Source organism: Rhodococcus sp. GA1 (assembly GCF_024321955.1).
Taxonomy (GTDB): domain Bacteria; phylum Actinomycetota; class Actinomycetes; order Mycobacteriales; family Mycobacteriaceae; genus Rhodococcus; species Rhodococcus pyridinivorans.
The window spans coordinates 3,680,056-3,693,024 of sequence record NZ_CP097186.1 but is presented as its reverse complement, the minus strand read 5'-3'; the positions used below and the strand labels follow the sequence as shown (position 1 = coordinate 3,693,024).

The 12,969-nt window shown below is 69.0% G+C and carries 15 protein-coding genes; 3 read left to right on the top strand and 12 right to left on the bottom strand.

Translation table 11 applies throughout. The annotated features are described in order from the left end of the window. Positions 1-15: 15 nt before the first annotated feature. The 4 genes from M3330_RS17480 to M3330_RS17465 form a co-directional block, all read right to left on the bottom strand. Entirely contained in the window at positions 16-579 is a 564-nt protein-coding gene (locus M3330_RS17480; protein ID WP_255025686.1) for a Clp protease N-terminal domain-containing protein, read from the bottom strand. A gap of 5 nt (positions 580-584) precedes the next feature. Further along, a complete protein-coding gene (locus M3330_RS17475) occupies positions 585-800 on the bottom strand; it encodes an HTH domain-containing protein (protein WP_255025684.1) in 216 nt (71 codons plus the stop codon). 77 nt (positions 801-877) lie between these two features. Then, entirely contained in the window at positions 878-1,975 is a 1,098-nt protein-coding gene (locus M3330_RS17470) for a PLP-dependent cysteine synthase family protein (protein WP_255025683.1), read from the bottom strand. Next, positions 1,972-2,355, bottom strand: coding sequence for a DUF4229 domain-containing protein (locus M3330_RS17465; protein WP_006552322.1), 384 nt, complete (start codon positions 2,353-2,355; stop codon positions 1,972-1,974). The genes M3330_RS17470 and M3330_RS17465 overlap by 4 nt, the downstream gene beginning before the upstream one ends. 208 nt (positions 2,356-2,563) lie before the next feature. On the opposite strand from M3330_RS17465, the gene M3330_RS17460 reads away from it, so the two are divergent. Further along, on the top strand, positions 2,564-2,773 hold the full coding sequence (locus M3330_RS17460; protein WP_006552323.1) for a BldC family transcriptional regulator: 210 nt from the start codon (positions 2,564-2,566) through the stop codon (positions 2,771-2,773). 190 nt (positions 2,774-2,963) lie between these two features. Next, complete coding sequence (locus tag M3330_RS17455; protein WP_024101710.1) at positions 2,964-3,164, top strand: hypothetical protein; 201 nt, start codon at positions 2,964-2,966, stop codon at positions 3,162-3,164. A 26-nt stretch (positions 3,165-3,190) separates the two neighbouring features. On the opposite strand, the gene M3330_RS17450 is transcribed toward M3330_RS17455, so the two are convergent. The 7 genes from M3330_RS17450 to hemL form a co-directional block, all read right to left on the bottom strand. Then, entirely contained in the window at positions 3,191-4,156 is a 966-nt protein-coding gene (locus tag M3330_RS17450) for a MinD/ParA family protein (RefSeq protein WP_121208893.1), read from the bottom strand. A 51-nt stretch (positions 4,157-4,207) separates the two neighbouring features. Beyond that, positions 4,208-5,191: a c-type cytochrome biogenesis protein CcsB gene (ccsB, locus tag M3330_RS17445; protein WP_006552326.1), complete on the bottom strand. Its 984-nt coding sequence runs from the start codon at positions 5,189-5,191 to the stop codon at positions 4,208-4,210. Continuing rightward, the gene (locus tag M3330_RS17440; RefSeq protein WP_255025681.1) at positions 5,191-6,858 is read right to left on the bottom strand and encodes a cytochrome c biogenesis protein ResB; all 1,668 of its coding nucleotides are present in this window, start codon (positions 6,856-6,858) and stop codon (positions 5,191-5,193) included. The genes ccsB and M3330_RS17440 overlap by 1 nt, the downstream gene beginning before the upstream one ends. After that, the gene (locus M3330_RS17435; protein WP_006552329.1) at positions 6,855-7,673 is read right to left on the bottom strand and encodes a cytochrome c biogenesis CcdA family protein; all 819 of its coding nucleotides are present in this window, start codon (positions 7,671-7,673) and stop codon (positions 6,855-6,857) included. The genes M3330_RS17440 and M3330_RS17435 overlap by 4 nt, the downstream gene beginning before the upstream one ends. A gap of 2 nt (positions 7,674-7,675) precedes the next feature. Next, positions 7,676-8,281 carry a TlpA disulfide reductase family protein gene (locus M3330_RS17430; RefSeq protein WP_006552330.1) on the bottom strand — a complete coding sequence of 202 codons (606 nt, stop codon included), beginning with the start codon at positions 8,279-8,281 and terminating at the stop codon, positions 7,676-7,678. Beyond that, positions 8,278-8,928, bottom strand: coding sequence for a histidine phosphatase family protein (locus tag M3330_RS17425; RefSeq protein ID WP_006552331.1), 651 nt, complete (start codon positions 8,926-8,928; stop codon positions 8,278-8,280). Before M3330_RS17425 ends, M3330_RS17430 begins: the two co-directional genes overlap by 4 nt. Before the next feature lie 61 nt (positions 8,929-8,989). Continuing rightward, complete coding sequence (hemL, locus tag M3330_RS17420; RefSeq protein ID WP_024101714.1) at positions 8,990-10,315, bottom strand: glutamate-1-semialdehyde 2,1-aminomutase; 1,326 nt, start codon at positions 10,313-10,315, stop codon at positions 8,990-8,992. Positions 10,316-10,441: 126 nt separating this feature from the next. On the opposite strand from hemL, the gene M3330_RS17415 reads away from it, so the two are divergent. Next, positions 10,442-12,388 (top strand): acyl-CoA dehydrogenase, encoded by a 1,947-nt coding sequence (locus M3330_RS17415; protein WP_024101715.1) that lies wholly within the window; start codon positions 10,442-10,444, stop codon positions 12,386-12,388. On the opposite strand, the gene M3330_RS17410 is transcribed toward M3330_RS17415, so the two are convergent. Further along, positions 12,370-12,858 (bottom strand): hypothetical protein, encoded by a 489-nt coding sequence (locus M3330_RS17410; RefSeq protein WP_006552334.1) that lies wholly within the window; start codon positions 12,856-12,858, stop codon positions 12,370-12,372. The two genes, M3330_RS17415 and M3330_RS17410, sit on opposite strands and share 19 nt — an antisense overlap. Positions 12,859-12,969: the final 111 nt, after the last annotated feature.

The following is a 12,969-nucleotide window of genomic DNA, read 5'->3' as shown; positions in this document are numbered from 1 at the left end:
GAAGGCTCGACGACGTCAGGCAGCGGCGTCGAGGTGGCCGCTCAGGCGCTGACGGAGCTGCGCGCGCGGCACGTGCGCTTCCACGAGGGCGCCGGTCGCCGGATCGTCGCTGCGCAGCAGTCCGAGCAGGATGTGTTCGGGACGGATGACCCGTTCGCGGCGTGCGATGGCCTCCCGCAGCGCGAGTTCGAGCGACTTCTTCGCCGCCCGGTCGAACGGGATGTGACCGAGCCGGTTCGCGACGCCCCGCCGATCGGCGTTCTTCCCGTCGAGCACCCCCTTGCCGAAGGCCGCTTCGAGACGGCTCCGGACCTCGTCGAGATCGATCCCGATCGCTTCGAGCGCCGCGGCGTCCTCGTCACCGAGCGGGGCGTCGGCGGTGCGGGTGGCCCGGTCGGAGCGGAGCCCGTCGACCGTGAGACCTTCCTCCGCGAGCAGGACCCGCAGCGGTTCGTCCGCAGCGACAGCGGCCCCGATGAGCAGGTGCGACGCCTCGATCCGGGGATCGCACACCCGGATCGCCTCCTGTTGCGCTGCGACAACGGCGGATCTGGCACCGTCGGCGAATCGTTCGAACATGTCGATCACCTGAGCTTCCGATTGTGCTTCTGATGGACCGCCTGGCGGCTGACACCGAGCTCGTCGGCGATGGCCTGCCAGGACCAACCTCGCTCACGGGCATTCGTGACCTGGACCTCCTCGAGCCGTTCCAGCAGCCGGCGCAGGGCACGCACGGCGCGCAGGCCCACTGCGGGATCGGAGCTCGCGGCGGCAGCGGCGAGGGTGGTGGCTTCACTCATGTTGTCAATATAGGTTGACACCGAGGGCGCGTCAACGACGGTTGACAGAAACGGAATCTGCGCAGGTGGTGAAGGCTCTACCGGCGCCAGCCGCCGGTGGTCGCGAACTTCTCCAGCACCGCGAGCGGCCCTGCGAGGTCCATCCCCTCGGCAGCGACCCACTCGTCGGAGAAATAAGTGTCGGCGTAGCGCTCGCCGCCATCGCACAGCAACGTCACGACGCTGCCCTCACGGCCCTCCGCGAGCATCTCGGCGATCAGGCCGAAGGCTCCCCAGAGGTTCGTGCCGGTCGAGCCGCCCACCCGACGTCCGAGCACGGTGCTCGCGTGCCGCATGGCGGCGATGGACGCCGCGTCGGGCACCCGCACCATCCGGTCGACGACCTCGGGCACGAAGGACGGCTCGACGCGCGGACGTCCGATCCCCTCGATACGCGAGGGCATGCCGGTCGTGTAGTCGGCCGATCCCGTCTCGAACCCGCCGAAGAACGCCGAGTTCTCCGGGTCGACGACCGCCAGCCGTGTCCGGTGACGGCGATAGCGGATGTAGCGGCCGAGGGTCGCGCTCGTGCCGCCGGTTCCGGCGCCGACGACGATCCACTCCGGCACGGGATGACGCTCGAGACGCATCTGCGAGTAGATGCTCTCGGCGATGTTGTTGTTGCCCCGCCAGTCGGTGACCCGCTCGGCGTTCGTGAACTGGTCCATGTAGCAGCCCCCGAGCTCGTAGGCGAGCCGCTGAGCCTCGGTGTAGATCTCGGGCGGGCGGTCGATGTAGTGGCACCGGCCGCCCTGCGCCTCGATGAGCGCGACCTTCGCTGGTGAGGTGCGGCGCGGTACGACGGCGACGAAGTCGAGGCCGAGGAGTCGCGCGAAGTACGCCTCACTGACCGCGGTGGACCCGGACGACGCCTCGATGATCGGGGTCCCTTCACGGATCCAGCCGTTGCACAGGGCGTAGAGGAACAACGAGCGTGCGAGACGGTGCTTGAGGCTGCCCGTGATGTGCGTCGACTCGTCCTTCAAGTACAGGTCGATGCCCCGGTCCGCGGGGAGGGGGTAGCGGAGCAGGTGGGTGTCGGCGCTGCGCTGGGCGTCGGCCTCGATGAGCCGGACCGCGTTGTCGACCCAGTCCCGGGGTGCGCTGCGGTCGACGACCGCACCGGTCGCCGTCACCGCCCGTTCTCGCCGCGCATGCGCTTCTCGAGGTCCGCGCGTTCGGTGCGCCGACGCTCATCGACCGCGGCGATGCCCACGTTGACGCGACGCCGAAGCGACGCGAAGAGCACGAGCGAGACGGGCAGGGCGATGAGCACGGCGAACAGGGCCGCGACGAGGAGGGGGATTTCCACCCCGAATGCCCGCGGAACGTAGAGAATGAGCAGAGTGAGCACGACCACGAGGGCGAGTCGGGCCACCGAGTACAACGCGACGTCCCGGATCAGAGACCCGGCCCCCGCCTGACCGTCGGCGGCCGTGGCGCCCTCACCGTGAGGGTGTGGAGTGCGCTGGGAGGGGGTATCCGAGGGTTCGTTCCGGCGTTCGTCGTTCACCACTCCAGGTTAACCGGCCGCCCGGGCGACGAGCTCCGCGTCGATTTCCGTAAGTCGGACATCCGTCCGTTTTGTCTATTACTTCCGCTTTACCAACCGTAGACCGTTCGAGCAACCAGGGGTATCGGTGCCACCATGGGCTTGGACATCCCGATCGAACAACTCGATCGCGTCGAACAACACGATCACGACAACCGGGAGGACATTCGCAATGAGCGCACCCACTTTCAACGGCGCGAAGGAATCCCTGCTGACCCCGGGCCAGGTGGCGGCACTGTTCCATGTGGATCCCAAGACCGTCACCCGGTGGGCCCACGCCGGCCGATTGGGCTCGCTGCGGACCCCCGGTGGCCATCGCCGCTTCCGTGAGTCCGAGGTCCTGGCGCTTCTCCGCTCCCTCACGACCGAAGCGACACGCTGATCCGAGACAGCAGAATCCGCACCTCCGGCGTACACCTGCCGGATCTCGGCCGACCACCCGCGGAACCCACGTGCCGGACCGGGTTCCTCCCACCTAGAATGTGGACGAACCGGTCTGCGGTCGCCGCGGCCCGGAGGTGCACGGCGAGGGCACGTCCTCGTCCGGCACCACCACGGTCAGGAGGTGCAACGTGCTCTATCTGTTGGCACTCATCGGTGCGGTGACACTCGCCGTCCTGCTGTGGAAGGCGTACGGTCCCACATCTCGTCCGCCGTCCCGCGTGATGGGGCCGGACGACGATCCCGACTTCCTGTGGAAGGTCGATCGCGAGGTGCACCGCCGCCGGAGTGGCGACGGCACCGGCGAGTCCGATCAGGAGCGGGGCGACTGACCGTTCGCGTTACGCCGAGCGGTCTGTCACCGCGCGGCGAAACCGTCGGTGATATCCGCGGCGAGTCCGAGCAGGGCGCGCCGCGTACCCGACTGCAACCGGTCCAGGTCGATCTCCGCCCCTTCTTCGAGGTGGGGATCGAAGGGCAGGACGTGGACCGCGCGGCACCGCTGTTCGAAGTGTCGCACCACGAGGTCGAGGTCGACCTTGCCCGACCTCGGCCGCACCGCGTTGACGACGGCCACCGACCGCTCGACGAGTTCGCGATAGCCGTGCGCGTCGAGCCAGTCGAGCGTGGCCGACGCGCTGCGGGCGCCGTCCACCGAACCGGAACTGATGACGACCAGCGTGTCGGCGTTCTCGAGGATCGCGGTCATAGCGGAGTGCATGAGCCCGGTCCCGCAATCCGTGAGCACGATGCTGTAGAACCGCTCGAGAAGACCCAACGTCCGTTCGTAGTCGTCGGCGCTGAAGGCCTCCGAGACCGCCGGATCGGTGTCCGAGGCGAGCACCTCGAGACGATGCGTGTTCTGCGAGGTGTAGGCGCGCACGTCCGCATATGTCTCGAGCAGCGACTGATCGCGCAGCAGCGTGCGCACCGTGGCCGGCGTCTGTTCGGCCACCTTCTGACTCAACGTCCCGCGGTCCGGATTCGCATCGACCGCGACGATCCGATCGCCACGCAGCTCCGCGAAGGTCGAGCCGAGCGTGACCGTGGTGGTCGTCTTGCCCACCCCGCCCTTGAGACTCAGCAGGGCGATCCGATGGCAGCCGTGCAGCGGTGCACGCACCCGCTCGGCCGATTCCTCCTTGCGTTGCTGCCGGGAACTCTCCCCCACGTGCACGCGACCACCGGTCGCCCGGTAGACGACCCGCCGCCAGCCCTTCCGCGGCGGCGCGGCGACCGGACGTACAAGTAGCGACGAGTCCAGCGCCGTCGCGTCCAATGCGTGTCCGTCGAGCCCCGACGACCCGTTACCGGCCCCATTCACCGCGTTCTCCCCCCGTCGACTGTCACGGACGACGGCGCGACGATAGCAGCCTCAGTTGAGCCCGGCGTACGAGTGCAGGCCCGACACGACCATGTTGATGATGAACAGGTTGAACAGCACCGTGACGAAGCCGACGATGTTGATCCACGCTGCGCGGGTGTTCCGCCAGCCGGAGGTCGCACGCGCGTGCAGATAGGCGGCGTAGATGACCCACGAGATGAACGAGACCGTCTCCTTCGGGTCCCAGCCCCAGAAGCGTCCCCACGCCGCCTCGGCCCAGATTGCCCCGAGGATGATGCCGGCGCCGAACAGCGGGAAGCCGATGATCGTGGTGCGGTAGGCGAGCCGGTCGAGGGTCTGCGCGTCGGGCAGCCGCTCGGCGATCGCCGCGAACACACCGCTGCGCTCCTCGCCCTTCGGGAAGCGGATGCGCAGCAGGAACAGCACGCTCGCGACACCCGAGACGAGGAAGATGCCGCTGCCGACGCTGATGATCGTCACGTGGATCGGCAGCCAGAACGATCGGAGGGCCGGCACCACGGGAGCGGCGTCGGCATACAACACCGTCGCCGCGAGGAACATGAGGATCAATACGGGGACCACCAGGTACACCCACATGATCCGGTAGGCCGGCTTGCGGAGGACGATCAGCCCGAAGATCACCGCGGCGGTGCACGCCATCGAGACGAACTCGTACATGTTGCCGAGCGGGAACCGCTCGGTGGCCAGCCCACGCAGGACGATCGAGGCGAGCTGCAGGCCCGCGACCACGACGACGAGCGCGCGTCCCATGTTGCCGAGACGCTGGGACACGGTGCGCTTCGGCGTCTGGTCGATCCGTCCCGGCCCGGTCGCGCGCTCGGCGGGGGCCTGCTGCCTTCCGGCGGCCACGAGTTCGCGTTCCCGCTCCGCCACGACGTCGGCCCGGTGGGTCGCGTACTCGGCGATGAGCAGCAGCAGAGCCAGCACGAGCACCGCGAACGCCGATTCGAAGGCCCAGTCGCTGTACTGCGCGAGGGTGTCGTTCTCTGTCATCAGTTCTTCTTCTCCTGTGCCGCCGGGGCGGAGGGTGCATCGTCGCCGAGAAGGCGCTCGACCAGCCGGTCGAACTCGTCTCCCCATCCGGCCTGATCGGTTCGTGCGAGACCGCCGAGCTCTACTACGGTCCGTCGTTCGCCGTCGCTCACTGTACCGTCCGGGTACGCGCGTGCCCACACTCTGCGTCGTTTGACCAGCAGCGACACGAGCAGTCCGCCCATCATGAAGATCGCCGCGACCAGCACCCACTGCTGAGCCGGGTCGTGGGAGACCTGCAGGTTGACGAAGTCGGTGGCCTTGTCGAATCGCACCTCGGTGCCGTCGGCGAGCGTCACGCTCTCCCCCGGACGCAGGTTGACACGATCCTGCTTCACGAGGCGTCCCTGATTGATCAGTTCCTTGTTGAGCGAGAACAGCGACTGCGGGTTGCCGGTGTCGAGACCGGAGTCGCCCTTGTAGATGTCGATGGCGACAGCCGGGTCCGTCAGGGCGGGGAAGATCGATGTGAGCAGCGTGCCGTGGAAGGACGCCGTCGGCGCGAACAGTCCCTCGATCGCGATCTGGTTCTTCCGGCGCTCGTCGGCGTCGGGGTACATGCCACCGGGCGGGTCGAAGCGCATGGCGCCGCTGCTGAGGAAGGTCGTCGCGTCGTCGGGCGCCCACTGCATCGTTTCGGTGCGGGTCTCGCCGTTCGGCCAGGTGACCGTGAAGGTCGGGGCGTAACCGTGACCCTGTAGGTACACGCGGTCGCTGCCGACCCGCAGCGGATGGTTGACCTTCAATTGCGCGTCGCGCCAGGTGTTCGTGACGAGGTCGTCGCCGTACTGGTACTCGATGTCGGAGGTGAACATCTCGGCCTGGCCGTTGTCGAGATAGTCGGCGACGAAGGTGTTCACCCGCACGCACATGGGGTTCAGACCGGTGCCGTCGAGCGTGCTGCCGGCGCGGAACGAGTCGAAGGAGGCGGGCGAGGTGGTGCAGAACTCCTCACCGTTCGCGACGAGGATGCGCTGCCCCTCGTAACCGAAGAGCTTGCCGGCGGCGACGGCGACGAGCAGCCCGACGAGGGAGATGTGGAAGACCAGGTTGCCGGCCTCGCGCAGATAACCCTTCTCGGCGGACAGGGTCACCTCGCCGTCACGCCCGCGGGCACCGCCCTCGCGGCGCACGACCTTCCAACCGCGCAGCTCTTTCTGGATCCGGTCGAGGGCGTCGGCGGGGGCCTCGGCCACCATCGTCTGTGTGTGGTGCGGCAGGCGCTGCAGGTTGCGCGGCGCGGCGACCGGCGGGGTGCGCAGGGCGTGGAAGTGCTCGACGCAGCGCGGCAGGATGCAGCCGACCAGCGAGACGAACAGCAGCACGTAGACGGCGGTGAACCAGAAGCTGCCGAAGACGTCGAACAGCTCGAACCGGTCCATGATCGGTCCGAGCGTCGGGCGGGCCGCGATGTACTCGTCGACCTTCTGGGTGTTGAGGCTGCGCTGCGGCAGGAGTGCGCCCGGGATCGCGGCGAGCGCGAGCAGGAACAGCAGGACCAGCGCAGTCCGCATCGACGTCAGGCCGCGCCAGGTGTTCCGCACGAAGGCCGCGGCACGTCCGAGCGCGCCCTGTCGCGGCGGCGGCGACGGTTGCGGTGCGGGGGTCGGGGTGTGTGTCGCGGTCATACGGGCAGAGTCACTTCCGAGATGAACGAGTCACGGACCCAGGACACGAACAGGTCCCACGCACCGGTGACGAGAGCGATACCGACGGCCATGAGCATCAGGCCACCGACGATTTGCACGGTCCGCGCGTGGGTGCGCAGCCAGCCCACCCCGCGCAGCGCCCGCGCCGAACCGAGCGCGAGCACGACGAACGGCAACCCGAGGCCGAGGCAGTAGGCAACGATCAGCGTCACCCCGCGTGCCGCGGTGGTGCCCTCGGTGCCCGCCGCGAGCGAGATGACGCCGGCGAGGGTTGGGCCGAGGCACGGGGTCCACCCGAGCGCGAACACCGCGCCGAGCAGCGGGGCTCCCGCAAGGTTCGAGATGCGCCGGGGCGCCGGACGCGTGTCGCGCTGCAAGACTGGGATGAGACCGATGAAGACCAGACCCATCACGATGGTGACGACACCACCGATCCGCATGAGCAGTTCGCGGTTGACGGCGAGCGCGGAGATCGCCCCGAACACCGAGGCCGTCGCGAGGACGAACACCACGGTGAATCCGAGGACGAACAGCCCGGCGGCACCGGCCACCCGGAGGCGGCCGTCGCTGCGGACGGTCGTGGTGCGGGCACCGGCCTGCTCGGCGGTGACGGCGGGGGCTTCGGCTCCCACCACTCCGGCGAGGTAGGACAGATAGCCGGGAACGAGCGGCACGACGCACGGCGATGCGAAGGAGACGAGACCGGCGAGCAGGCACGCGCCCATCGCCAGCAGCAGCGGACCCGACAGGGCCGCGTTCTGGAAGGTCTCCCCGACACCCGACGCAAGGATCACTGTTACTGCTCCGAATCCGGTTCCGCCGCGACCCGTTCGACGACCGGTTGCAGGTCCTCGGCGAGCAGTTCGGTCAGGTAGACCGCAGCCACGCGGTGCTCACGGTCGAGGACGACCGTCGTCGGCACGACCGAGGTCGGGTAGTTGCGGCCGAGGGCGAGCAGCGACCGCATCGGCGGGTCGTAGATCGACGGGTAGCCGATCCGCTGGTCGGTGACGAAGTCCTGGGCCTTGTCGCGCTGATTGTCGCGGACGTTGATGCCGAGGAACTGCACCCCGAGATCTTTGGTGGCCTCGTAGACCTCCTCGAGATCGTCGGCTTCGCTGCGGCACGGCGCGCACCACTGGCCCCACACGTTGAGCACGACGACCTGGCCCTCGTAGTCGTCGAGGGAGATGGTCTCGCCCTCGTTCATGAGGTCCTCGCCGGTGAGCTCACCGAGGGTGCCCCGGTCGGCCGGGGGGTCGTAGAAGATGCGGGTCTGCCCGCCGGGCGAGACGAAGTCGAACGTTCCCCCGGTGGCGACGGCGTCGTCCCCGGTGGCGCAGGAGGTGAGAAGGACGGCACCGCAGATCGCGGCGACCGTCGCCCGGAACACCTTTCTCATGCGCCGTGGACGTTCGGGTCGGAGGCGCCGGCCGGCTCGGAGTAGACCAGGTCGACGAGGGTGTCACCCTCGTAGACCAGGGAGGTCAGCGAGGCGAGGCTGCACTGGCGGCGACGCGGGTCGTGCCACAGTCGCTCGCCCTCGAGGAAGCGGCGCAGCGTCCACACCGGGAGTTGGTGGCTCACGCACACCGCTTCCCGCCCCACCGCGGCCACGCGGGCCGCGTGGACGGCGGCGAGCATGCGGTGGGCGATCTGCAGGTAGGGCTCGCCCCAGGAAGGGGTGAACGGATCGCGCAGCTTCCACCAGTGGCGCGGGCGGCTGAGCGCACCGTCGCCGACCGAGACCTTCAAGCCCTCGAAGTCGTTGGCCGCCTCGATGAGGTTCTCGTCGGTGCGGATCTGCAGTCCGTGCTTCTCCGCGATCGGGGCGGCGGTCTGCTGGGCCCGTTCGAGCGGGGACGCGACCACGTGTGCGATGTCGTGGTCGGCGAGCGACGCCGCGACCGCACGTGCCTGGGCCTCACCGGTCACCGACAGCTTGAAGCCGGACAGGCGGCCGTAGAGGATTCCGGAGGGGTTGTGGACCTCTCCGTGGCGGAGCACGTGCACGATCGTGCGGGTCTCGGACGGGGCGGCGTCGGTCACGTCGATGTTCCTCGAGGGGTGTGGGAGGGGCGGATCGGGCTGGGCAGGCAGGAGAGCGGTGCTACGGCGCGGTCGCCGCGGCGGCCGCGCGCGCGGCGTGCGGCAGCGCGTCGGCGACCCGCGAGAACGCGTCGTCGTCGAGCGCGGACGAGACGAACCACGTCTCGAAGGCACTCGGGGGTGCATAGACGCCGCGCTCGAGCAGCGCGTGGAAGAAGGCCGGGAAGCGCCAGGTCTGCGCGGCCTTGGCCTGCTCGTAGTTCGTCACCGGCTCATCGGTGAAGAAGACGCTCAGCAGCGTGCCGGCATTCTGGACGCGGTGCGGCACCCCTTCGGCGGCGAGTGCCTCCCCCAGCAGACGCCCGAGGGTCTCGGAGTTGCGGTCCAGGGTGGCGTAGACCTCGGCGTCGGCGGCACGCAGGCTCGCGAGGCCGGCGGCCACGGCGACGGGATTACCGGACAGGGTGCCGGCCTGGTAGACCGGTCCGCTCGGGGCGAGATGGGCCATGACGTCGGCGCGGCCACCGAAGGCCGCGGCGGGCAGACCTCCGCTCATGACCTTGCCGAAGGTCATCAGGTCGCCGGAGACACCGTCGATGCCGTGCCAGCCGGTCGGGCTCGCGCGGAAGCCGGTCATCACCTCGTCCATGATCAGCAGCGCGCCGTGCTCACGGGTGAGCTCGCGCAGGCCCTCGTTGAAGCCGGACACCGGCGGGACGGTGCCCATGTTGCCGGCGGCGGCCTCGGTGATGACCGCGGCGATCTCACCGGGGTTCGCCTCGAAGGCGGCGCGCACGGCGGCGAGGTCGTTGTAGGGGACGACGATGGTGTCGCCCGCCTGGGCGCCCGTGACGCCGGGCGAGGTGGGCAGACCGAAGGTGGCGAGGCCGGAACCGGCGTCGGCGAGCAGCGCGTCGACGTGACCGTGATAACAACCCGCGAACTTCACGATCTTCGACCGTCCGGTGAATCCGCGCGCGAGACGGACGGCGCTCATCGTCGCCTCGGTGCCGGAGTTGACGAGCCGGACCTGCTCGACGGGTGCGATGCGGGCGACGATCTCCTCGGCGAGTTCGACCTCACCCTCGGTGGGGGCACCGAACGACAGACCCGCCGGCGCGGTGGATCGGACGGCCTCGACGACCGCCGGATGCGCGTGCCCGAGAATCATCGGGCCCCAAGAACACACCAGGTCGACGTAGGTTTTTCCGTCGACGTCGGTGAGCAGCGGACCCGATCCCGATGCGAAGAAAGGAGGATTGCCGCCGACCGATCCGAACGCGCGGACCGGAGAGTTGACGCCCCCCGGTGTCACCTTCGATGCCCGGTGGAAGAGTGCGGCGGATCGAGTGTCGTGGGTGGACGAAGCATCGGGGGTCGCAGTCACGACTTCCAGTGTCCGTAGTTTCGCGGGATTTGCCAAAAACAGTGGTCCTCAAACCTCATGTGTTTTTTCTCCCTTACCAGGAAAAAGGGACACCGTGAGTGACTTGTCGCACCTATCGTCTGAGGCATGCCGACGACAGCCGAACACCTGCGCATCGCACTCGACGGTGCGTGGCACGAAGCACGCGAACGCGCACGCAAGGATCTCGCGCACGAGAAGTTCGCACCGCACTACACCCCCGAGACCGACAAGGCGCGCGCCATCACGCTCGAGCAGATGCGCATCCTCGCCGAACACGGCTATGCCGCGGCGGGCTTCTCCGTCGAGTCCGGCGGCACGGGCGACGCGGGCGGCGCGGTCGCATCCATCGAGATGCTCGCGATGTCCGACCTGTCGCTGATGGTCAAGGCGGGCGTGCAGTGGGGCCTGTTCGGCGGTGCCATCGAGAACCTCGGCACCGAGCGGCACCACGAGAAGTACGTCAAGCAGCTCATCGACCTCGACGTGCTCGGCTGCTTCGCGATGACCGAGACGGGTCACGGCAGCGACGTGCAGTCGCTCGAGACCACGGCGACCTACGATCCGGACACCCAGGAGTTCGTGATCCACTCCCCCACCCCGTCGTCCCGCAAGGACTACATCGGTGGCGCGGCGCAGCACGCCCGGTTCGCGGCCGTCTTCGCGCAGCTCGTCACGCAGGGTGAGACGCACGGTGTGCACTGTTTCGTCGTCCCGATCCGCGACGAGGACGGCAACGACCTGCCGGGTGTGACGACCTCCGACTGCGGTTACAAGGGCGGCCTGCCGGGTGTCGACAACGGCCGCATCGTCTTCGACCAGGTGCGCATCCCCCGGGAGAACCTGCTCGACAAGTACGCGGACGTCGAACCGGACGGCACCTACGCCTCGGACATCGACAACCCGAGCCGACGGTTCTTCACGATGCTCGGCACGCTGGTCCGCGGGCGCATCACCGTCGGCGGCTCGGCGGGTGCGGCGGCGCGGGTCGCGCTGAGCATCGCCACCCGCTACGCCGAGAAGCGTCGCCAGTTCGACGCCCCCGGGCGCGACGGCGAGGTGCCGATCATGGACTATCTCGTCCACCAGCGGCGCCTGCTCCCGCTGATCGCCCGCTCGTACGCGCTCGGCTTCGCCCAGAACGAGCTGCTCACGACGATGCACCGGCTGCAGTCGACGTCGTTGCAGGAACTCGACGCGCAGGAACAGCGCGAACTCGAGGGTCGCGCGGCCGGCCTCAAGGCCGCCAACACCTGGCACGCGTCGCGGGCGATACAGGAGTGCCGCGAGGCGTGCGGTGGTGCCGGCTACATGGCCGAGAACCGGCTGACGGCGCTGCGCGCGGACGTGGACGTGTTCACGACCTTCGAGGGCGACAACCACGTCCTGACCCAGCTGGTCGCGAAGGAACTGCTCACGGCCTACGCCGACGAGGTGCAGGGCATGAGCCCGGTGGAGTGGATGCGCTTCGCCGCGACCACCATCTCCGACATCGTCAAGAAGCGCACCGCGGCGCAGCAGATCATCCAGACGATCGTCGACACCCGCCAGGACAACGAGGAGGACGGCAGCCTCTTCGACCGCGGCACCCAGGTGACGATGTTCGAGGACCGTGAGCAGTACCTGCTGTCCACTGCGGCCCGGCGCCTGCAGGCCGCGATGAAGCGTGAGGACAACCCGTTCGACGCCTTCAACTTCGTGCAGGACCACGTTCTGCACGCCGCCCGCGCGCACATCGACCGAGTCGTGCTCGAGGCGTTCGTCGCCGCGATCGAGGACTGCAAGGACGAGACCGCCCGCGACCTGCTGTCGGAGCTGTGCGATCTCTACGCGCTGACGATCATCGACGAGGACAAGGCGTGGTTCATGGAGCACCGCCTGCTGTCGGTCGAACGCGCCAAGGCCGTCACACGCGGGATCAACGAGCGGTGCCGCAGCCTGCGTCCGCACGCGTTGACGCTCGTGGACGGGTTGGGTGTGCCCGACTACCTGCTCGGCTCGGCCATGCTCGACCGCGAGGGAGCGGTCGTCCCACCTCAGGACGTCGCAGTCTGACCGGGTTCGCCGACGAGCTCGCCGAGCCGTGCTCGCAGCTCGTCGGCGTCCTTCGCCCACGCCCGCACGAACGTTCCTCCGATGAGCCGCAGTCCGACAGGCTTGCGGCCGCGCGGCACATCCGCCAGTTCGCCGAGGCTCCGGGCGGTCTCCCAGCGTTCCGGATCGCGCCGGTCGTCCGGTGGCGGCGGCAGCACCGCCTCGATCTCGGCGACCGGCAGTTCCTCGGTGCCCTGCCGCAGGACCGTGGAGGTGAGCTCGACGCTGACGTGCCGACGAGCAGCCACGACCATCACGTAGGAAAAGCCGGCGAGCACGATCGCGATGATCGGCAGCGCGACCCAGTGCACGACGGGGCCGGTGAACAGTTCGACGACGAGGGCCACGACGCAGACCAGCGGGCCGATGGCGACCGTGCGCCAGCGCGCTCCGGGTTCGTGGAACAGCGGCCCGGCCGGGTCGGTGCCCATCGGATCAGGGGTTGCCGGATCAGGGGTCGCCGGATCGGGGGCCGCCGGGTCGGTCAAGCGGCGAACGCGCCGGGGATCACCAGCAGCACGGTGGTCACCAGTCCGAGGAGG